This is a genomic window from Pedobacter sp. WC2501, from assembly GCF_052682415.1.
On record NZ_JBQZFI010000001.1, the window covers coordinates 1,206,855 to 1,229,853 of the forward strand.

The 22,999-nt window shown below is 38.6% G+C and carries 14 protein-coding genes; 7 read left to right on the forward strand and 7 right to left on the reverse strand.

Going from position 1 to position 22,999, the window contains the following annotated elements; genetic code table 11:
- Positions 1–73 precede the first annotated feature (73 nt).
- Positions 74–955 carry an ACP S-malonyltransferase gene (gene fabD / locus ACUN24_RS05225; protein ID WP_445561548.1) on the forward strand — a complete coding sequence of 294 codons (882 nt, stop codon included), beginning with the start codon at positions 74–76 and terminating at the stop codon, positions 953–955.
- A 144-nt stretch (positions 956–1,099) separates the two neighbouring features.
- Positions 1,100–4,771: an ATP-binding protein gene (locus tag ACUN24_RS05230; protein WP_445561549.1), complete on the forward strand. Its 3,672-nt coding sequence runs from the start codon at positions 1,100–1,102 to the stop codon at positions 4,769–4,771.
- 33 nt (positions 4,772–4,804) lie between these two features.
- On the opposite strand, the gene ACUN24_RS05235 is transcribed toward ACUN24_RS05230, so the two are convergent.
- Positions 4,805–5,707, reverse strand: a complete 903-nt coding sequence (locus tag ACUN24_RS05235; RefSeq protein WP_445561550.1) for a hypothetical protein — start codon at positions 5,705–5,707, stop codon at positions 4,805–4,807.
- Between the two features lie 203 nt (positions 5,708–5,910).
- On the opposite strand from ACUN24_RS05235, the gene ACUN24_RS05240 reads away from it, so the two are divergent.
- Entirely contained in the window at positions 5,911–7,455 is a 1,545-nt protein-coding gene (locus ACUN24_RS05240) for a glycoside hydrolase family 10 protein (RefSeq protein WP_445561551.1), read from the forward strand.
- A 5-nt stretch (positions 7,456–7,460) separates the two neighbouring features.
- On the opposite strand, the gene ACUN24_RS05245 is transcribed toward ACUN24_RS05240, so the two are convergent.
- The 3 genes from ACUN24_RS05245 to nagB form a co-directional block, all read right to left on the reverse strand.
- Complete coding sequence (locus tag ACUN24_RS05245; protein ID WP_445561552.1) at positions 7,461–8,501, reverse strand: LacI family DNA-binding transcriptional regulator; 1,041 nt, start codon at positions 8,499–8,501, stop codon at positions 7,461–7,463.
- A 16-nt stretch (positions 8,502–8,517) separates the two neighbouring features.
- Positions 8,518–9,678, reverse strand: a complete 1,161-nt coding sequence (locus ACUN24_RS05250; RefSeq protein ID WP_445561553.1) for an acyltransferase family protein — start codon at positions 9,676–9,678, stop codon at positions 8,518–8,520.
- Between the two features lie 614 nt (positions 9,679–10,292).
- Positions 10,293–12,218, reverse strand: coding sequence for a glucosamine-6-phosphate deaminase (nagB, locus tag ACUN24_RS05255; RefSeq protein WP_445561554.1), 1,926 nt, complete (start codon positions 12,216–12,218; stop codon positions 10,293–10,295).
- A 151-nt stretch (positions 12,219–12,369) separates the two neighbouring features.
- Here nagB and ACUN24_RS05260 point away from each other — a divergent pair, with 151 nt between their 5' ends.
- Positions 12,370–13,566, forward strand: coding sequence for an anhydro-N-acetylmuramic acid kinase (locus ACUN24_RS05260; protein WP_445561555.1), 1,197 nt, complete (start codon positions 12,370–12,372; stop codon positions 13,564–13,566).
- Positions 13,567–13,680: 114 nt separating this feature from the next.
- On the opposite strand, the gene ACUN24_RS05265 is transcribed toward ACUN24_RS05260, so the two are convergent.
- Positions 13,681–14,427: a DeoR/GlpR family DNA-binding transcription regulator gene (locus ACUN24_RS05265; protein WP_445561556.1), complete on the reverse strand. Its 747-nt coding sequence runs from the start codon at positions 14,425–14,427 to the stop codon at positions 13,681–13,683.
- A gap of 245 nt (positions 14,428–14,672) precedes the next feature.
- Between ACUN24_RS05265 and ACUN24_RS05270 the strand changes: the two genes are divergently transcribed.
- Both ACUN24_RS05270 and ACUN24_RS05275 read left to right on the forward strand, forming a co-directional pair.
- A complete protein-coding gene (locus tag ACUN24_RS05270) occupies positions 14,673–17,903 on the forward strand; it encodes a SusC/RagA family TonB-linked outer membrane protein (RefSeq protein ID WP_445561557.1) in 3,231 nt (1,076 codons plus the stop codon).
- An 8-nt stretch (positions 17,904–17,911) separates the two neighbouring features.
- Positions 17,912–19,564 carry a RagB/SusD family nutrient uptake outer membrane protein gene (locus tag ACUN24_RS05275; RefSeq protein WP_445561558.1) on the forward strand — a complete coding sequence of 551 codons (1,653 nt, stop codon included), beginning with the start codon at positions 17,912–17,914 and terminating at the stop codon, positions 19,562–19,564.
- 58 nt (positions 19,565–19,622) lie between these two features.
- Here ACUN24_RS05275 and ACUN24_RS05280 read toward each other — a convergent pair whose 3' ends face one another.
- Together ACUN24_RS05280 and ACUN24_RS05285 are read right to left on the reverse strand one after the other, a co-directional pair.
- Positions 19,623–21,455, reverse strand: coding sequence for an outer membrane protein assembly factor BamB family protein (locus ACUN24_RS05280; RefSeq protein ID WP_445561559.1), 1,833 nt, complete (start codon positions 21,453–21,455; stop codon positions 19,623–19,625).
- A 362-nt stretch (positions 21,456–21,817) separates the two neighbouring features.
- On the reverse strand, positions 21,818–22,420 hold the full coding sequence (locus tag ACUN24_RS05285; RefSeq protein ID WP_445561560.1) for a porin family protein: 603 nt from the start codon (positions 22,418–22,420) through the stop codon (positions 21,818–21,820).
- A 261-nt stretch (positions 22,421–22,681) separates the two neighbouring features.
- On the opposite strand from ACUN24_RS05285, the gene ACUN24_RS05290 reads away from it, so the two are divergent.
- Positions 22,682–22,897, forward strand: coding sequence for a hypothetical protein (locus tag ACUN24_RS05290; protein ID WP_010599278.1), 216 nt, complete (start codon positions 22,682–22,684; stop codon positions 22,895–22,897).
- The last annotated feature ends 102 nt before the right edge of the window (positions 22,898–22,999 follow it).

The window sequence follows — 22,999 nt, forward strand, 5'->3', positions numbered from 1 at the left end:
AGTATTAAGTATCATGATGGGCGGCTAGATAAAAAACGCTAAGCGCCAACCGCGATACGCCAAACTAATTATAATGAAAGCATATATTTTTCCCGGACAGGGAGCACAGTTTGTAGGTATGGGTAAAGATCTTTACGAAAATCCCAAAGCCGCAGTATTATTTGAACAAGCCAATGAAATTATCGGTTTCCGCATTAGCGATATTATGTTTAGCGGAACAGATGAAGAGCTTAAGCAAACCAATGTAACCCAGCCAGCGATTTTTTTGCATTCGGTGATATTAGCCAAAGTGTTAGGAGAAGATTTTAAACCAGATATGGTTGCTGGTCACTCTTTAGGCGAATTTTCTGCTTTAGTGGCTGCAAATGCATTGAGCTTTGAAGATGGATTAAAACTGGTTATTGCCCGCGCAAATGCCATGCAAAAAGCATGTGAGGCACAACCATCAACCATGGCGGCTATTTTAGGTTTAGCTGATGATGTGGTTGAAAAAATCTGTGCCGAAATCGATGCAGTAGTGGTGCCTGCAAACTACAACTGCCCCGGGCAATTGGTAATTTCGGGCAGTATAGAAGGTATTGATCTTGCATGTGCCAAATTAACTGAAGCCGGAGCAAAAAGAGCATTAAAATTAAATGTAGGTGGTGCATTTCACTCTCCTTTAATGGAGCCGGCAAAAATCGAATTACAAGCCGCTATTGAAGCCACCAATATTGCATCACCAATTTGTCCTGTTTATCAAAATGTTGATGCTAAGCCATATACAGATCCAGAGGAAATAAAAGCTAATTTAATTAAACAATTAACCGGTGCTGTGCGTTGGACACAGACAGTAGGTAACATGCTTGCTGATGGTGCAACTGAATTTGTAGAGGTTGGTCCGGGCAATGTATTGCAGGGATTGGTTAAAAAAGTAAGCCGCGAAGTACAGACAAGTAGTGCTACGATAGCTTAATTTATTCAAATAGAATATGTAACGCCATAAACACGACTGTTTATGGCGTTATTTTTTGTCAATATTTAATATCTTTATCCGTAGATGAAAATGAGCTTTGGTGTAAAAATAAGATTTCTATTGCTTGTTTTGGGCTGTTGCCTCATGGCAACTTCTATTTCGCTAAGCAGGTTTACCACCAGGGGTGAGTTGTTAGAACACGATGCAGAAGAAATTCAACAGAAAATTTTAATTAAAGAGAAAGCTGTTCAAACATTTTTGGCCAATAAGCAGGAAGTTGCCAAAGCCAAACAATTTCATCTGAATCCTAAAAATGCGATTGATTTTATTACATCTTTTCGCGAGAATAATGGAATAAATCTATTAACCTTTCAAAATAATCAGCTTAAGTTCTGGAGTAGTTATAAGGTTTCTGAAATAGATCCAACTACCATAAAAGAAGGCAGTTCTGTACTGTTTTTTTATAATGGCTGGTACGAGGTGATTAAAAGTACCCAAGGAAATTTTAGTCTTATTTTCCTAATCACTATTCAATCTCAATATCCTTTTAAAGAAACAAAGTATTTTAAGAATGATATTGATCCTGTTTTATCCAAAACAAAAATACTAACTTTTGCCTCTTTTACAGACAAGGATGTTTATGTAATAAAAAACCTCGAAAATAAATTTTTATTCGGGCTAAAAGTAAAGCCAGGTTATGCAGAAACCCATTATTCGGGTACGCAATTATGGTTGTTTATCGCAGGTATGTTATGCATCTGCATGTTTTTTAACTCTTTAAGTTCGTTCGTTGCCAGGCGTGGACATATTGCCTGGGGTACTTTTTTGCTGTTGTTTTTCTTCTTAACCTTTAGGTTAACAGATTTATACTGCGGTTGGTTCAATCATAGGTTTACCTTAGATCTGTTTGATCCAAGAATATATGCAGATAATTTCCTGATGCCTTCTTTAGGCGATTTTCTGTTGAACGTCATCGCACTCACCTGGTTACTCTTGTTTATGTATAACCACAAGGAACAATATAAGTTTCCGGAATGGGTTAAGCGGAGTAAAATAATTGGAATTGTTATTCAGGCCGGATTAATGGGGTTTATAGGCCGAATTGTTTGGGATACCGATGATATTTTCTTCGGATTGATTTTTAACTCAAAAATTAATTTCGATATCATTAATATCCTTAAACTCAGCGGGACTAGCTGGGTAGGGATTGTGATTTTATGTTTAGCCTGGTTTCAGATTTACCTCATAACTGCTGTCTCGGCAACAATAAGCAGTCAATTAAATGTGAGCAATAAAGAGCGGGTTATTATTTTCCTCATCGGCTTTGCTGGCGTTTTTATTTACAAGTTAGTCGTAGATTTTAATGCCTTTTTTATCGTTTTTGCGCTAGTATTATTTATAGTAGCGCGGGCAGTTTATTTAAAAGAGAAGAATTTTTCAATCGGCATGTTTGCCATTGTGTTTTTTTGTCTGGCTTTTAATACTTCTATTAAATACACCAAATATAAAGATATTAAAGAAAGAAGTTTGCGCGAGCCTTTGGCCAGAAAAGTGCAATCGTCAGAAGATCCGAATGCAATTGTTGCTTTAGGTACTTTAGGCGATGAAATTGTTAAAGATAATTTTCTGACGAGCTATTTTCGTCAAAACCGGAAGGGAGGTTATGCGGTGCTCAAAAATCATATTAAAGATTATTTTGACGGCTATTTAAACCGGTACGATTATCAGATTTATCCCTATGATAAAACGGGGACTGCAATAGAAAATGCTGGTACGCCACCGATTAATAAGTATAAGAACCTGGTTGAGGCTGGCTCTGTTAAAATCGATGGGTCTAACTTTTTTTATCAGGTGAACAATACATTCGGTTATCAGGATTACTTTGGGATCATCTCGGTTGTGAATAATGGCGGTTTATTGGGTACGCTTGTTATTGAACTCCGGTCGAAACCATATAATTATAATAATCGGCTACCCGATCTCCTGGGAGATCAAAAATTGATCAAAGACGAAGATTTTAAAGGTTATTCCATCGCCTTGTACAGCAATAATAAATTGCTTAATCAGTCTGGAAATTATACATATCCTTTGGATGGAAGTACTTTTAAAGGTAAAAAAGATGACTTTATAATCAGTAATGATGATGAATTTCATTACAGCCATTTAATTTATAAACCTACTGACAGCAAAATGGTTGTGATTAGCAAAGAGAAGGTGGACTATGTAGAACGTTTGGCTGCACTGTCGTTTTTCTTTCTAATATTTATCATCTTCTCCTTGTTGCTTTATGGGTTAATATGGTTAATCAAAAACCTTGATGATGATAAAGTAGGCTGGTTCAGTATCAACAGATCTTTAATGATCAATGCCAACAAGATTTTGTATAAAACCAGAATCCAGGTATCTATTGTATTGGCTGTAGTGGCAACGCTGGTTATTGTAGGTTGGGGAACTTACTACTATATGAACAATGAGTATCGTGGGCAGCAGGATGCGATATTAAAGGATAAAATAAGGAAGGTCCAGCAGAATTTCGAAAAGCAGGTTTTTAGTAGTGGTATTATTGAAAACGATGAGAATGCTGCAGCAGATTTTAACAATTTTGCCGATATCAATAATGCCGATTTAAATTTATATGATCTGAGCGGCAGCCTGATCATGACGACCTATCCCAAGCTCTATAATTATAAAATTATCGGTAAAAAAATGGGGCCGAAAGCCTTCTTTTCTTTAAGCGGTTTACACCGTTCAGAATATATTAATCCTAAAGAGAATATTGGGAATTTAATTTATGCTGCTGCATATGCCCCCATCAGGAATGCGCAGAACAAAACAATAGCATATATTGGTTTGCCAAATTATTCTAACGAAGAGGAGTATAGTGATAAACTTGCACTTTTTGTAAGTAACCTGATTAATCTTTATGCGTTGGTATTTGTGGCTATTGGGGTATTGGCTGTATTTCTGGCCAATCAGATTACCAATCCCTTAACTTTTATCCAGGAAAGTATCAGTAAAACTAAAATAGGGCAAAAGAACGAACCTATTGTATGGCGCAGGCATGATGAGATCGGCTCTTTAATTAAGGAATATAACCATATGATTTCGGCCTTGGAAGATAGTGCAATCAAACTGGCCCGATCGGAAAGGGAGAGTGCCTGGCGAGAAATGGCAAAACAAGTTGCTCACGAAATCAAGAATCCGCTAACGCCTTTAAAATTAGGTGTTCAATTGCTAGAGAAGTCGTGGAAGGAGAAAGATCCGAACTTCGAACTTAAATTTAATAAGTTTAGTAAATCATTTATAGAACAGATTGATAGCCTTTCGAAAATCGCATCTGAATTTTCTAATTTTGCCAAAATGCCTGATACCAAGCTGGAGCGGCTTTCTTTACTTCCAATTATTGAGCAGGCAAGAGAAGTGTTTAAAAGCACCGAAAACGTCACTATCGATGTGCTCAACAAAAGCGACAGAGATATCGAAATCATGGCTGATCACGATCAGCTGTTGAGAACGTTTAATAACCTGCTTAAAAACGCGATAGAAGCTATAGATGAAGAAACCTTATGCTGCATTACCATTGTTATATATGTAGATGCGAAAAATGCATATATAGAAATAAAGGATAATGGAAAAGGTATACCACCTGCCCTGCAAGATAAAATATTTGTACCTAATTTCACTACCAAAACATCAGGTACAGGCTTAGGATTGGCATTTGTGAAACAGGCCGTAGAAAATGGCGGCGGTTCAGTTAAGTTTACTTCTATAAGCGGCCTGGGAACAACGTTCTATTTGAACTTTCCATTAGCATAAATTAAAAATAGGTAGATAGGTAAAGATGGTGAGTTATCTCAGCTCCACTTGGGCCTTCCCCATGGTATTGCCATCAGCATATAAAATTACGGTATATATGCCCTTTATAAATGGCTTTGGGTTTGCCCAGTCGATAACGTAGGTACTGTCATCGTTATTATAATCAATAAAAATAGAATGACTGAACTGCATATCCTGCCCATCAGCCTCAAAATGGTTTCCCTCGTCTGCAAGCAGATTTCCTGCCGGATCAAATACCCGAAGGTAAATGTTATGATGTCCTTTTTCTGCTAAATGATTCGGCACAACGTTAAAGCGTACACTTAATTTCTCTGCTGTAGACGATTTGCTAACTTCGACTTTTTTGCCGCTTGATTTTGTTCTGAAGGCAATAATTTCGGCCGATTGAAGCTTTAATGCTGCGGCAGTTTTAACTTTCGCATTTAAATTCGAGTTTTCGTTCTCTAAGTTCGATGCCTTATTGCTGATGTTTCTCAGCGTATTTTGTAAACTATCGCGACTGTTTTTTAGGAAAATATTGTCTTTCTGTAACTGAATAATCTGATCATTGTAGTTCTTTACAAATGTTTTCAGCTCATTAATTTGTGTATTGGCTTTGTCAATTTCAGCCTGGGTGATTTGGCTTTTTTCTAAAGCCGCTTTAAGTTCTTCGATTTTAATGCGGGCAAGCTTCTGTTCTTCAACAAGCTTATCATTTAAATCCAGGTTCAATGCATTAACCTTATCCAATTCAACCTCAATCTTTTCTACCTCAAGCCTTAGTTTATCCTTTTCCGCACTAACGGTAACAAATTTTTCACTTTGCTTTCGATCTTTAAAAAACAAGTAAGCATTTGTGCCTATTAAAGCAGCAATAACGATGACCAGGAAGTAAATTTTGTTTCTATCACCCTTATTAATCTTTTGTGGTTCCATTTAATAACGCTGTATCTTCTGTAAATTAATATACTTTTGCTTTCCATAGGTAAATGGGGTACACAATTAATTTTAGCAGGGCGCAAATTAAAATTTTTAATAAACTTATAAGAGTTTTTAAAAAAAATCGTTTACTTGCTAATGTTCATTTGTATTCAAATTTACACAAACACACAACCTGAATAAAAAATAAGACACAAATAATGCTTAAAAACTTCCTATACGCACTTTTATTCTTAACTGTACTACCTTATATATTAAATGCACAACCTTTAGCAAAAATTGCACCAAAAAGAGAGTTTAGAGGTGTTTGGGTGGCTACCGTTACCAATATAGACTGGCCTTCGAGGCCAGGATTGAGCATCGATCAACAAAAGCAGGAACTGATCGGGATTTTAGAGCGTCATAAAAGCCAGGGGATGAATGCCATTATTTTGCAGGTTAGGCCAGCAGCCGATGCATTTTATGCAAAATCCAGAGAACCCTGGAGCCAATGGCTGATGGGGAAACAGGGCTTGGCGCCAGCTCCTGGTTATGATCCTTTGGCTTTTGCCATTAAAGAAGCCCACTTCAGGGGAATGGAACTCCATGCCTGGTTTAATCCTTATAGAGCCAGTATGAGTAGCTCGACTGTGTTAAGCGAAAACCATGCTTATCGTAAACATCCTGACTGGTTTTTTACCTATGGAGGTAAAAAGCAGTTTGATCCTGGTATTCCAGATGTAAGGGAATATATTGTTCAGGTAATTTTAGACGTGGTGAAGGGATATGATATTGATGGTATTCACTTCGACGATTATTTTTACCCCTATAAATTAGAGGGGCAAACGATTAATGATGGGAATACTTTTTACAAATACCCTAATAATTTTTCCGATATAAAAGATTGGAGGCGCAACAATGTTGACCTGCTCATCAAGCAGCTTGATGATAGTATCCACCACTATAAAAAATGGGTGAAATTTGGGATTAGCCCGTTTGGGATCTGGAAAAATAAATACGAAGATCCCGAAGGTTCTGCTACCAGTGGTTTATCTAATTATGCCGAACTTTTTGCAGATAGCCGTAAATGGGTTAGAGAAGGCTGGGTAGATTACATTAATCCTCAAATTTATTTTACGTTTACCAGAAGAGTGGCGCCTTATGGGGTTTTAGTCGATTGGTGGAGTAATAATAACTTTGGCAGGCATGTTTACATTGGGCAGGGTGCTTACCTGGTAAATTCGCGTGCTGAAGCGGCCTGGAAAAACCTGAGCGAAATACCCAGACAGATCAGATACCTGAGAGATAATAACCGAATTCAGGGGAGTGTATTTTTTAGTTCTAAATCCTTAAGTACGGTCGCTAAAGCAGTTGGCGATTCGCTAAAAAACGATCTTTATAAATACCCGGCTCTGCCACCGCAAATGCCATGGCTGGATGAGGTACCGCCAAACGAGCCTCAGGCATTAACAGCTGATGCACTAAAAGATGGTGTACATTTAAAATGGCAGCTTCCGTTAAAGGCTAAAGATGGGGAAACGGCATCGGGATTTGTAGTTTACCGATTTAATGAAGGAGAGAAAATTTCGATACTTGACCCTAAAAACATTGTTAAAATAAGCTTTGAAGATTATCTTTCATTCATTGATACCAGCGTAGAAAGTGGAAAACGGTACAGCTATCTCGTAACGGCATTAGATCGATTAAAAAATGAAAGTGAGCCCAGTGGGCCGGTTGGAGTTGAAATTCCTTTAGCGAAGGAATAATATGTTTAAATCTTCTTGTTGGTCGATTCTCTTTCTACAACGGCCGGGTCGAGTACAATATGCTCCATATTGGCATACGGGTTCTCCTGATTAATCATTTTCAGAAACATTTTAGCACACTCCTGGCCCATTTGCGAGGCATGCTGGTCAATTGTTGATAGGTTAGGGGTGATGTATGCGGAGAATGCTTCATTGGCAAAACCAATTACACCAACCTGAGGTGGTGTTTCATCTATCTCTTTTAACTTTTTAATTACCCCCAACGCCGTAAAATCATCACCGGCAATAATAGCATCGGGTTTATTGCTGCTACGCATTAACTTGCCTGCACCAAATCGCCCGTCTTTAATGGATAAACCACCAAAAATAATACGGTCTTCTATTAGCGGGAGGTTATGGTCTGCTAAGGCTGCTTTGTAGCCTTCCAGCCGATCGTTAAATATTTTAATCTGGTGAACAGTGGTTACAAATGCAATTTTTTGATAACCTTGGTCGATTAAGTGTTTTGTAGCAATATAGCCTGCCTTAAAATCGTCAAGCGTGATGGTCGGAACTTTTAAATCTATATTAACACGGTCAAATAATATCAGGGGCTTATTCTGCTTAATAATTTCGCCAAAGTGCGAAGTGTCTTCCGTTTCTAAAGACATTGAAGCCATAATGCCATCTACCTGTGCTTCCAGTAAGGTTCTTACGCCATTAATTTCATTCTCAACAGATTCATTAGATTGATAGATAATTACGCGGTAGCCACTGTCTTTCAGGCCATCTTCTATGCAATGAATAATAGATGCAAAGAAATGTGCCTGTACGCTTGGCACAATAACACCAATGATATGGGTTTTACCGGATTTTAATGCTGATGCGAGTTTATTTGGGCTATAGTTTAATTTTTTAGCCATTTCAACAACAGCCTTTCTAGTGGTATCACTTATTGCCGGAAAGCCACTAAGCGCCCTGGAAACAGTTGATACTGTAATATTTAGCGCCTTGGCGATATCATATATGGTAGTTTTCTTTTTCAATTGAGAAGAGAGGGGAATCAATTATAGCATTTTTTTACTAAACCTTAATAATAATGTTTTTTTTGTACATAAAATATAATAATACATAAAAACCCAATACATAGGTTATGGCCCAAACCAAAGAAGCATTTATTGGGCTGAAAAATGGCGTATAACAGGTTTCATAGAACCGAACCAATAATCCTGTTTTAGTACCATCTGCATCAGTAATCTGGATCAGGTTTAATACTCTTGGCATTAATCCAGCCAGAAAGAAAACGGTAATGGCATTCACACCATACACAACAAAGGGTGTGGTAAATTTTTTGTAGCCCTGCACATCAATAATCCAATAGCAGAGCGCCAATCCTATGGAAGCCAGGCCACCGGCATATAACACATAAGAGCTTGTCCATAACGCTTTGTTAATTGGGAACTGCAGGTCCCAAAGTAAGCCTAAAACTACTGCCGCAATCCCCGTGGTAAATAACCAGGCCACTTTAGTTGGGTTGTCTACATTTTTTCTGCGCATCCAAACGCCAACGAGGATACCAAATAAGCAGGTTCCTATCGCTGGTAACGTGCTTAAAATCCCCTCCGGATCCCAGGTTTTTGATGAAGCCCAGGTATGTGCCTCTGTTAAAATTCCGCGATCTATCCAGGCTGCTAAATTGGTTTCTTTTTCCAGGTTAGGGTACCCAACTCCAGGAACTGGTATAAAGGTCATTAATGCCCAGTAAACGGCGAGGATTACAATTAATGTTTTAAATATGGTTTTGTTGGAAACCTTAATAAAAATGATGCTGCTAATGATGAAAACAATGCCTATCCTTTGCAAAACGCCCAACAATCTAACGGTTTGAAAGGCCTCCCAGATGGATCTGTTATCCATTATTGCACTCATAAGCTTTCCGAATATAGCGAGGAAGAAACCAAGTAAATAAAGTATAATACCACGTTTAATGGCTTTAATAATTGTTTTTTGATGTGTAGATGGATCTGCTTTACTACTGCTCATGGCAAAGGCAACAGAAACGCCAACAATCCATAAAAAGAATGGGAAAATCAAATCTGTAGGTGTACACCCGTTCCATTCTGCATGCTCTAAAGGCGCATAGATGTGTCCCCAATTGCCCGGATTATTCACTAAGATCATCGCGGCTACGGTTAATCCTCTAAAAAAATCCAGCGATAGCAATCGTTGTTTAGGTTCGGTCATGATTCGCTTATTTGGGTTCAGCAAACTAATTTAGAGTATTGTTTTTAGATTGAGAAATAAATAAGACTTGGCGGGATAAGATCTGTCATCCTGAACGAAGTGAAGGATCTTTTCCAAGTGTAGCTTAATGTAGTTAGTGTCTCCTCTTTAACAGATGCTTCGCTGCGCTCAGCATGACAGTTTGAGGATATTTATTTTTTGCCGCGGAAACTCAGAAACACGAAGTGATTTGATCAAGCCAGATTGTTTCACAGAGGAAAGTCTGGATCACAATGGCAAAGCCTTATGTTCAATAAACCTGACCGATATCGTTATCCCGATTTAAGGTTAATTTGTTTTATCGTTTTTTATCGGGATTAAGCAAAGGGCAGGACTATAGTGACCGAAGAACTGCAGACACTGCTTCCAAAAAAAGAGATTTTGGGAATTAAACTTTGACTAGGTTGTTTAGGGTGACGGCGACCGGTAGGGAGGTCTCTCTCCGGAAAGTTCACTGCGCTTCATTAGATGACTTGACTTTTTTAAAGATGCTTCGCGATGCTCAGCATGACAACTTAGAGGAACAAAAAAAATCCTGCTTTGAGCGAACAAAGCAGGATAGTATTTATTTTAAACTAGTCTTCAAATTTCCAGCGAACAAAAGCTTCCATAGCTTCGTATTCTGCAAGTCCAAGTTCGTCATAAGCCTTTGCGGTTTCACGGTTACGATCTTCTGCCCGTTGCCAGAACTCTCTTGAATCATCGCCAGGGAAAACCGCCCTGTCTTTCTGACTCTGGTGTTTGAAAATTGCATATTTCTTGCGTTCAAGCTCCTGTGGAGAAATTGGAACCGCCATTTCGATTTCATAAGTTTCAAATTCATGCCATGCACCACGGTACATCCATAACCAGCAATCCTGTGCCCAGGCTTCAATTTTACGTAATCGTTTTAATGCTTCTAAAATAATTTTGAAACAAACAATGTGCGTTCCATGAGGATCTTCAAAATCGCCGGCAGCATAAACCTGTTGAGGTTTAACTTGTTGCAATAGGGCTATTGTAAGTTCAATATCAGCATCAGTTACCGGATTTTTCTGAACTTTCCCGCTTTCGTAGAAAGGAAGCGCCTGGAAATGAATATGGTCATCTTCTAAACCGCAATATCTTGCACCAGCAATAGCTTCACCTTTTCGAATGAGCCCTTTAACCGTTTGGATCTCCGGTGTATCAATCTGGTTTGGTTTTTTCTGCTCAATAAAGGCTCTCATCTTGTTATAAAGATCCTTTAAGTGCGTATTGTCCATCCCCATTTTCTCCGCGAAATCTACATTAAACTCCACAAAACGAAGTGCGTCGTCATCCCATACTGCAGTATTACCCGAGGTTTGGTAAGCTACATGTACATCATGCCCCTGATCAACCAGTCGTAGAAAAGTACCGCCCATCGAGATCACATCATCATCCGGGTGAGGAGAAAAAATAATTACGCTCTTCTTAGCTGGTTCGGCTCTTTCCGGACGCTGAGAATCGTCAGCATTGGGTTTGCCACCCGGCCAGCCAGTTATAGTGTGTTGTAATTTATTAAAGATATGGATGTTGATGTTGTAAACCGGTCCTTTTTCAGTAGCCAGTTGTGCCATACCGTTATTGTTGTAATCGTCTTCCGTTAATTTTAAGATCGGTTTTTTTAATGTGTTGGCCAACCAGATCACTGCCTTGCGGATCAATGCATCAGTCCAAACGCAGTCTTTAACCAACCAGGGCGTATCAAAACGGGTCAATTCCGAGGCAGCAGGTGCATCGAGGATAAACTCTACATGGTCAGAAAGTTGAAGGTATGTTGCCGGAACTTCGCCTGAAATTTCGCCTTCAACGGCTTTTTTGATGATTGAAGCTTTTTTACGGCTCCAGGCCATTAATATAATTTCTCTTGCTTTGAAAATTGTACCTATACCCATGGTAATGGCTTTTGTTGGTACAAAGGTTTTTCCACCAAAATCGCGTGCAGCATCACGGCGTGTCAAATCATCTAAGGTGACTAAACGTGTGCCAGAATTTGGCGCAGAACCCGGCTCATTAAAACCGATGTGACCTGTACGGCCGATTCCTAAAATCTGGATGTCAAGACCACCAAGATCGCCGATTTTTTTTTCGTATTCTAGGCAGAAAGCAGGAATATCTTCCAGTGCAAGCGTACCATCAGGGATGTGAACATTTTTTTTGTCGATATCGATATGATTGAAAAGGTTTTCGTTCATAAACGTAACATAACTTTGCGCTGCGGTTGGCGCCATTGGATAGTATTCATCCAGGTTAAAAGTAATTACGTTTTTAAAACTTAAGCCCTCTTCTTTATGCAGTCTAACCAGTTCGGCATAAACTGCAATTGGGGTAACACCTGTTGCTAAGCCCAGTACTGCAGGTGTGTTGTTTGCTTGTTTTGATTTAATGAGCTCGGCAATGCGATGTGCCACATTAATTGAAGCAATTTTTGGATTTTCGAACACGCTTACAGGTAATTTCTCGAAACGTGTCTCCTCCAGTAGATTTAATCTAGCCATTTTTTTTATATGGATTTTAATGTACGGAGCAGTAAATATAGAGAGTTATGCCCAATTTCTAACAAAGGTTATTTACATTTATTGCAAGTATTTACATAAAATCCAATTAAGGGGGCAGACAAACGTTTGATCTTTTAAGATAAAAATTAATATGAACAGGCAGATCCAAAAATTATATTCAAAAGCAGGCAAGTCAGAACGTTTAATTATTGGGTTGATGAGTGGAACTTCTATGGATGGACTGGATATTGCACTCTGTTTGGTGAAGGGAAGCGGTGCCGAAACTGATATCCGTGTTTTAAAATTTAAAACCGGCGATTATACAGATGATTTCAGGGCAAAAATAAAAGTCATTTTTTCTAAAAAAGAAGTTGATTTACAATTGGTGTGCCTGATGAATGCGCACATTGCAAACATTCATGCTCAATTGATCAATGAAGCAATAAAAGAATGGGGATATGAAAACAAGGACATTGATTTTATCGCCAGTCATGGACAAACCATTTTTCATGCACCAAAATCTTTGCACAAACTGGCCGATTATCCTAATGGCACACTACAGATTGGTGATGGCGACCATATTGCCATTAAAACCGGAATTATTACGCTTTCCGATTTTAGGCAGAAACATTTGGCTGCGGGGGGTGAGGGTGCACCTCTGGCTGTATATGGAGATTATTTAATGTTTTCGAAGGTTGGTGAAGATAGGGTGATGCTAAATATAGGTGGCATAGCAAATTTCACTTACTTGCCAGGAAGTACCGATGCCAGCGAAATTTTTTCCACAGATGTTGGCCCTGGAAATACTTTGATGGATCAGTATATGCAACAATATTTTAATCAGTTTTATGATAAAAATGCAGCTGTTGCACTGAGCGGGCATTCAAATTCCAAACTATTGTCGGCGTTGCTGGACTGTGATTTTCTTGGTCTGGATTTTCCTAAAACCACAGGGCCCGAATTATTTAACCTGGAATATTTAATAAAGGCACAAGAACAGTCTTCAACAACAAATCTGGGCAAAGAAGATGTAATGGCAACCTTATGCCATTTTTCCGCAGAAACCATTGCCAATGCGATAAAACGTTGTTTTGGAGAGCATGCCCGGGTGCGGGTATTTATGAGCGGTGGTGGTATGCACAATCCGCTGCTTGTTCAGCTTCTTCAAACACAATTGCCTTTTTGCAAATTCTTAAGCACTGAAGATTTAAATATTAATCCCGATGCAAAGGAGGCTGTTTTATTTGCTGTTTTGGCTAACGAAACGCTGTGTGGAGAGCCGATTAATTTTGGTAACCGGCAAGGTGTGCCTTCGGTTTGCATGGGTAAAATCAGTTTGCCTGCTTAAGTAGTCGCAATTTTGTAGATAAGTTTGTACAGGTTGAAAAATTGGTTTATATGGTATTTTGTTAAATTTGTTTTAACACTAATCTGTTAACAAGCCAAATTTGCGATAAGATTTTTATAAAATATTCAATTCCTTTTCCCGGTAACGCGAAAGCGATTCGTGACCTAAATCCAGCTCGGTGATCAAATAGCTAATGCTTTCTATCGGGCAAACCCTTAACCGTAAAGCAATATCCAGTTTCTCGGAAATGCAAAGCACTCCTGTTTTTTTTGCGCAGGCCAACATGGCTTTTTTGAGCTGGTTGATTTCCCAATACGTATCTGTCAGGCCTTCATCCGGATGGATAGCACTCGTTCCCATCAGGCATAAATCGGCCTTTATTTCCGATAACTGCGTAATTACCTGTCCACCATAAGTAACCTGCGAATTTTTAGAAAACAAACCACCAATCAAAATCACTTCGATATTATTGTATTTTGCAAGTTCTACTGCAACCAACGGGCTAATAGTGAAAAAAGTGGCAGATAAACCCTTTGGAAGCAGCTTTACAAACTCTAAAATTGTGGTTCCGCCACCTGTTAAAACCACCATGCCATCCTTTATCAACTGAACTGCTTTTTTGCCGATGGCGATTTTACTGTCGCGGGCATATACCGTACTGTCATCAAAAGAACTGTGGTATGATTTGGATAAAGCCCCTCCATGAACCTTGTAAAGCAGATTTTCATCAACAAGTTCCTGTAGGTCCCTTCTAATGGTATCTTCCGAAACATTAAGCAATTGAACCAGGTCAGAAGTTAATACGCGGTTATGTAAATTGATCTGGCGCATAATGAAGTCGTGGCGTTCTTTTTTCAGCATAAAGTAGGTGTCTGGTTTCAGACGAATGTATAAAAGATTTTTAGAATATTAAATATTGCGTGTTTTTGCGTGTTAATGCAATTTATTGTTGTTAGTTGCTGGTAAATAGTTTGTTAAATTGTTTTTTTATTCCAAAACATTTATGATATTAGCATTAAAATGCGTTATTGTGCGTGTTTTGCAAAACAACTAATTAACTAACCACTACAACTAACAAATCATTTCATCCCCTAAACAGGCAGTTTATGAAAAAAAAACTACTACTAATTTTTATTGGTACGTTCTTTTTGCTGGCGCATGCTATTGCGCAGCAAATAACCGTTACTGGTAAGGTTACGTCGGCCGACGGACCTATACCCGGTGTTTCCGTTAAATTAAAAACAGGAACTACCGCGGTACAAACAGATGGCAATGGATCATATTCTATAAAAGCAAATAAAGGGGATATCCTGGTATTTTCTTTTATAGGTTATGCTACTCAGGAAAAAACTGTGGGGGCGGGTAACACCATTAACGTTTCTTTGGCCTCCGATTCACAAGGGCTTCAGGAAGTTGTTGTTGTGGGCTTCGGTACACAGAAAAAGGCAAACTTAACGGGGGCCGTAACCACGGTAGATGTGACAAAAACCTTTGGAAGCAAACCATTAAACGATCCAACAAAAGCTTTGCAAGGTGTTGTTCCGGGTTTAACCATTACTTACGGCAATGGTGGGTTAACTGCGGGGCCGAACATTAACATTAGGGGCGTTGGTTCGATAAATGGAAATAGCAGACCTTTAATTATTGTCGATAATGTGGAAACACCTGATCTTTCCATCATTAACCCGGCTGATATTGAAAGTGTTTCTGTTTTAAAAGATGCAGCATCAACTTCGATTTATGGAGCAAGGGCGGCATTTGGGGTGGTTTTGATTAAAACCAAATCGGGAAAGAAAAACCAGCCAACAAGGATAGTTTATACTAACAATTTCTCTTGGAATAAGCCAACAGTATTGGCCGATTTCGCAGACCCTGTTCCAGAATTGCAGGCACTTTATGATGCATCGGTAAGGGCAGGTACAACCTCACCTGAAACTTTTGGTATGCAGTTAACTAAACTCAGAGATGGCATTGCCAACTGGCAGAATAAATATGCGGCTACAAATACAGGGAATGACATGATTTTAGGTCAGGATTTTGATTATGTGGATGGCCGTGTTTATTTCTATAAAGTTTGGGATCCTAAAAAGGAAATGCTAAAAAATTACACCGCTCAATCTAGCCATAATTTAAGCTTACAGGGTGGAAGCGATAAAATTGGATATTATTTATCTGGAGGTTATGCAAATGAAGGTGGGATTTTCAAATTAAATCCTGATGAGCTTAGTAAATACAATATTAGTGGTTCGATAAATGTTTCGGCAACCAAATGGTTGGATTTAGATGCTAAATTTCTTTATAGAAACTTTAAATATGATTATCCATATCAGTACCAAAACTACTGGTACTATTTCTGGAGATGGGGTTCTTACTTCCCGTATGGTAAATACAATGGGAACTATTTCAGGCATACACCTGCTTATCTGGCCAATGCACAAACATCTAGCGTTACCGAAAATTATAGCCGGGTAGATTTAGGGGCAACCATTAAAATTACCAAAGATCTAAGTATCCGTGCCGATTATACACTAGGCCGATCGAATGCACTAAGGCACGAGGTTGGCGGGCCAATTAATGCGATCGATTTCTGGACTGCAGGAACGCCACCACTTGTTGCCAATATCGCAACGGCTTCCCAAGACATAGTAAGTTATGGCGAAACCAGAAATATGGTTAATACACTAAATGCATATGCAACTTATCAAAAAACATTGGCTACAGATCATAATATCAAAATTACGGCAGGCGTAAATTCCGAGAATTATGATAATGTTCAATTTACTGCTGCAAAAAATACGGTTTTAGATCCAACTAGGGGTGAATTAGCCTTAGCAGTCGGCACACAACTGGCGAGTGGTTATCATGGTACTGTAAATGGTACCATATCATATCCTGTTGGTGCTTATGCCGGATATTTTGGCCGTTTTAATTACGATTATAAAGGGAAATACCTATTAGAAGTAAATGGGAGATACGACGGTTCTTCAGCATTTTCTAAATTAGATAGATGGGGTTTTTTCCCTTCAGCCTCTGCGGGTTACCGTTTAACGGAAGAGAAATTTATGAGCTTTATTAAGCCTTATGTCGATGATGTTAAATTAAGAGCATCTTACGGTTCAGTAGGAAATCAGAATGTAGGTGGTCAGTATTATATTCCTGCAATGGCCGCATCAGGTGTTAATTGGGTTACCCCTACAGGAACAACATTAACTACAGGTATTGCAGCGCCAATTCCGGTTGCCCAATCTTTAACCTGGGAGAAAATTCAAACACTTGATTTTGGTACCGATATCCGTTTCCTGAAAAATTATGTTGGTTTATCAGTTGATTATTACCAACGCGATACCAAAGGCATGCTGCAGCAAACTTCTGTTCCAGCTACTTTTGGATCTGCGGGACCACGAATAAATGCAGGCAATTTTAGAAACCGTGGTTACGAAATCAGTTTAGACTTAAATTATCCGGTTAACCAGGATCTTAACCTTTATGCCACATTAACCCTGGCAGATAATAAAACGGTATTTACAAAATGGAATAATCTGTCTAACTTAATTTATCAGAACAATGCCAATTATCAGAACGTTGGTTATTATGTAGGGCAGCAATATGGTGAAATCTGGGGCTTTGAAACTGAAGGGTTTTTCCAATCTGCAGACGAAGTGAAAAACTCTGCTAGTCAGGTGGCATTGCAAAACGGAAACTTTATTTACGGGATAGGTGATGTGAAATATAAAGATTTAAATGGTGATGGGGTAATTAACCAGGGTAAGGGTACCGCCGACGATCATGGTGATTTAAAGGTTATCGGCAATAGCCAGCCCAGGTATCAGTATAGTGCCCGCTTAGGTGGAACTTTTAAGGGCTTTGATATCGATGTATATATTCAGGGCGTTGGCAAACGTGATTATTGGGGCCTTGGTACCATGATTATTCCTGCCTATGGCAATGCCGATATTATGTATGCCAACCAGTTAGATTACTGGACCCCTACAAATACAAACGCATTTTATCCTCGTCCTTATATCGGTAACAGTGCAACTAAACTTGCTCAATTTCCTGCAAGTGGAAACAACTTTTACCCTCAATCTAAATATTTATTAAACCTGGCTTATGCCCGGTTAAAGAATGTAAGCATTGGTTATACCTTGCAAAATAATTGGTTAAAAAAATACGGCGTCGAGAAATTTAGAATTTACGTGAGTGGGCAAAACCTTGCAACAATTTCAAACGTAGGTGCGCCAATAGATCCTGAAATGACAGATGGAGAAGCTGGTTATACAGGACGTACCTTTCCGTTTAACAGACAATATTCTTTCGGTGTTAACTTAACATTATAATAAGACCCATGAAATTAATTAAATCAATACTATATCTATCATTTATTGCAATCTTAGGAATTAGTTGCTCCAAAGATTTAAATGTAGATACACCGGATCAGTTTTCTGATGACAACTTTTGGACGAGCGAAAATAACGTTCGAACCTACAACTGGGGCTTTTATGCCTTATTTACAGGTTTTGGAACAGGTACAACGGGCGATTTTTATTTTTCAACCCTATCAGATGATCAGAATGCGGCGACCTTCCAAAATTTTGCATTAACCGCACCAACAACTTCGACAGATTGGGATTGGACTTATGTTCGTAAAGCCAATGTTATGTTAGAGCGGATTAATCAGGTACCGATGAGTGATGAAGCAAAGAAACATTGGAACGGAATTGCGAAATTTTTTAGGGCTATGGATTACTTCAATAAAGTAAAAACTTTTGGCGGAGTTCCATACATTAGTAAGTCTTTAGATGTTGCTCAAACAGATGTACTTTACAAACCTCGTGATACCCGTCAATTGGTAATGGATAGTGTTTTAAGTGATCTCAATTATGCTGTAGAAAATATTCGTGTTAGCGATGGCGATAATGTTGTAAACCGCGATGTTGCGCTGGCATTAAAAGCCAGGATTTGTCTTTTCGAAGGTTCTTACCGGGTTTACCACACTGAATTATCTTTGCCTGATGCAGATAAATTTTTAACACAGGGTAAAGATGCGTGCGAAAAACTAATGACAGGTAAATATATACTCAATGCCGATTATAGAAGTATTTACAGTTCAATGGATTTAGCGGGAAATAAAGAGGTTTTGCTTTATAAAAGATATTTAGCTGGTGTATTAACGCACTCTGTAATTGGTTATACCAATGCTACCACCCAAATGAGTGGTTTAACTAAATCAGCTGTTGAGGCTTATCCTGCAACCGATGGTTTGCCAATTAGCCAATCTCCGCTTTACCAGGGCGATAATAATATTACTACAATAAGGGCAAATAGAGATAATCGTTTATTGGGTACCATTGATAACTTTTTGTGTTATAACGGTACTTTGGTAAACGGTTACAGTTCGAGTACAGGTTATCGTCCGTCTAAATTTCTAAATTCGGCTTCTAATCAATTAGCACCCTTTAATGAAACCGATGCGCCTATTTTTTATTACCCTGAAGTTTTGCTTAATTATGCAGAAATTACCGCAATCCTCGATCAAATAGGTAAGCTTACTTTTATTCAGGCAGATATGGATAAATCAATTAATCTTTTAAGAACCAGAGCAGGAATTACGAAGCTTACAGTTACCGGTGGTGGTACCGTAGCTGCTGGGGCAACAGCTATTGCTGATCCGAAAAGAGACGCTGATGTTTCTGCTTTAATGTGGGAAATACGACGTGAGCGTAGGGTAGAATTAATGATGAACGGATTTAGGTATCAGGATTTGATGCGCTGGAAAAAAGGGAAATACTTGGATCGGGCTCAAAACGTTGAGGCTTTCTTGGGCGCGAAAGTGCCTGATAATGGTAAAATTTTAAGAAATGCTGAGGGCTATATTGTTCCTTACGCTACAACTTTAACCAGAACGTTTGTTGATCCAAAAAACTATTTATCGGCAATTCCAACTGGTCAGATTAGTTTGTATCCCTCAAATACATTACAACAAAATCCAGGCTGGTAGTTTATAGAGAAATATTTTATAACCTCCTCAATTTTAAAGTTGAGGAGGTTTTTTATGTCTACTTTGTACTCAACCATACCACTTTACCATCCATGGTACTGGCTACAATGTTTTTACCGTCGATCACATTCACCGTATTGATCATTGAATTATCTATTTTATGTGCCCAAACCGTACTGTGCTGTTTAGGATCGATGGCATAAATAACGCCGTTTTTTGTTCCAAAAAATACCTTCCCGTCTTTCTCGATCAACATGGATGGTGCGTGTTCATATCCAAAGCCTGCATTATATCGCCAAAGTAATCCAGGATCTTGTGCCTGCGCTTTATAAGCTACGATTTCATCCTGCATGGTTTTGCCATAAATGATGGTACTGTCTGCAGATTGACCAATCGATTCACGAACCGTGGCTTCTTTGTTCCTCCAAAGTGTATTGCCATTTTTGGCATCAATCGCTGTTAAATAGCGATCGGGTGCAGCAATATAAACAATACCTTGATAAGCGACAGGGGTTACCATTGCTGGAGAAAACATCCTGTTAACCTGGCCATTGTTCCATTTCCACAATAATTTTCCGCTATTAATATCCAGGGCATACAAATGCCTTCCCCATGAACCAAATATAATTTTGCCCTGATAAATAAGCGGTTTACCTACAATTGTGCCTTCAACTTCATTAAAAGTCCAGATTTCTTTTCCCGTTTTAGTATCTAATGCCCTGAAGGTATTGTCGCTGCCGCCTATGTAAACCTGTTGGCCACTAAGCACCGGTGAACCTAACACCGAATTTGTTGTTCCTTTGTGCCAGATTTCTTTTCCTGTTTTTGCATTTAATGCGTAGATGGTTCCGTCGCCAGAGCCCAAAATAACGGTATTGTTTATCGCCACAGGAGAAGAGTATATAGCCCCTTTGGTTTTAAATGTCCATGCTTTTTTCCCGGTATTCTTGTTTAAGGCTTCAACTAAACCTAAGCTGTTTCCAAAAATAACATTGTTTGAAGCATAGGTTGGGGTGTTTACCACGTTGGCGTTAGAGTGATATGTCCAAACTTCTTTTGTGCGTGGATATTTCTTATTAATGGTAAAATCAGGCCGTTCATATTTTTTTGTATCGCCCTGGAAGCTTTTTAATCCGATTTTTCGCCATGCAGGTAGAATATCCTGAGTTGGTTTTTTGACTTGAAAAAATGCACTATCCCTGGTCATGGTTACAATGTTGTAACCTCCAATACTGTCCTTTGCCCTTAAGTTAGAGCGGCCCATTGTAGCTTCAATACCTTCAAAATTATAAGTGTGGTTATTATGCCCATGGCCGCAAATGGCATATTGAATATTATATTTCTTTAACTTATCTGTTGCTTCGTACCAGTTATCCAAGCTGTTATCCAGTGGGTAGTGATTGGCAAATATTATGGGCATATTTTTAGGTGTTGCTTTAAGCACGCTATCCAGCCAAACAGTAGCATCTCTTGGAATGTGCCCGTCACTCATCCTTACATAAGGGCCAGATGCACATGCAATAAAACGGTAGCCATTATGGTCGAAAATAAATTTATCGCTACCAAATTCTCTGATAAAATTTACACCGCCTGATTCAGACCATCCGGTATCGTGGTTTCCAGGTATAATGTGGTATGGTTTATTTAATCCCGATAGGATATCTTTAGCCAGTTTAAGTTCACTATTGGTGCCCATTTCGGTTATATCTCCAGTAATGATTACAAAATCGATATCATTTAAAGTATTTAAATCAATAACAGTTCTGTTAAGATCTTCTTCGCCTGTTGATGATCCAACATGGGTATCAGTTACAAAAGCATACTTAAAATTTTGGGCTTTTACAAAGAGTGAGAACAGAACAGCAAAAAGTAAAAGAATTGAATGTTTCATTTGTTTTTCGTTAATGGTTTTACCATAAAAATCGATATTTTTTAGTGTTTAAACCGACTTGTAATGCCAATTTTACGTGTTAACGTAAGCTTCAATAGACGGGCAATACGTTGAGATAAATTAAGAATGATAGGTGGTACAAACTTCTTCTTTCCTGTTTTCATTCCTCCTGGTAGGTCATAACAGGATATCAATGTTATCCTTAAATCCAGCGGCGAGCCGGGGTACAGCTACGCCTTGATGAAAAAAAGAATAACTTATTCCTTGAAAACGATCTGTTGACACATCTTACCCTTTCAATTGGAAAGCCATTAAAAAAGGCGGCCACTGGCCGCCTCTTATACTTGATTTTTTTGTAAAAATTACAAAATCTTAAACCCTAAACTCAATTGAAATAAGTTAGGTTTCTGTGTGTACTTTTCACTTTTACTGATGTTTGATAAACCAGCTTCATAACGTAAATCAACCGAGATGCTGCCTACATCTACACCCGCACCAAACTGTGCCCCCAATGCCTGGTTTTTGTAGTTGCTAAAATCTGTTGCCTGTTGGTAAGCTGAGCTAAAAGTCGAATTTTCATCCAGGATAAATGAAACTACCGGGCCGGCCATTACACGGAAGTTTAAGTTTTTGGCACCGAATTTTGTTCCAAATAAAACAGGAACATCTAAAGTGGTAAATTTTACTTTTCCTTCAGCAGATACTTCGTTGCCGTTGTCCTGTTGGATGCTGATAAATTTGTTGCCTTTACTGCCAATGTAAGCCTCAGGCTGTACATAAAAACTGGCACCGCCAATACGTGCCCAGGCACCGACCTGATAGCCTAAACGGTTTTCTTCGCTTGCAAAATCTGCATTTAATTTGGCTAAATTTACACCTGCTTTAACTCCCAGGTTAAACGTTTGTGCCTTTGATGTTGCCCAACCCAGGGTCAGGAAAACAATGGAGAAGATAATCTTTTTCATGTTGTTTAATTTGCTTTCTTAAGATTAGTGATTCCATAAATCGCTGCAAATGCCGTTTTTATGGTGTTTTTGCAGGTTCTGGTTTCAATTTTAAAATTTACATTTTATGGGCTTTAATACCCGGTTGAGTTTTATAACGCTGTTTTAACACAATTATCGTGCAAAAAGAATCCGTGATTCTCCACTTTTTTTATCACATCACATAAAAAAGGTATCAACCTGAACAAATAATTTTTACTTTTGCATCAAATAAAATATGCCATGGCTAATTTTCAACTGACTTCTGAAACTGCATTTAAAGTAAAAACTAAGTTTTTAAGGAAATACCGCGATCTGGCGAACGAACCTTTAGAATTTACACCAGGCAAAGAAGATCAATTGGTTGAAGATTTAATGCGTTTGGTGAAACGCGACCGTACTTACATCGAATTTACCATTCAAAAAGCACTTGCCGATACTAAAGGAAACAGACTTTAGTTTAATTTCTCTATCAGGTAATTCCTGTTTCTTTTTTAGCGTAACGCTTAATTTACGCATCACCCAAATAAGCTGTTTTTAATATTTACGGCTTTTTGTACA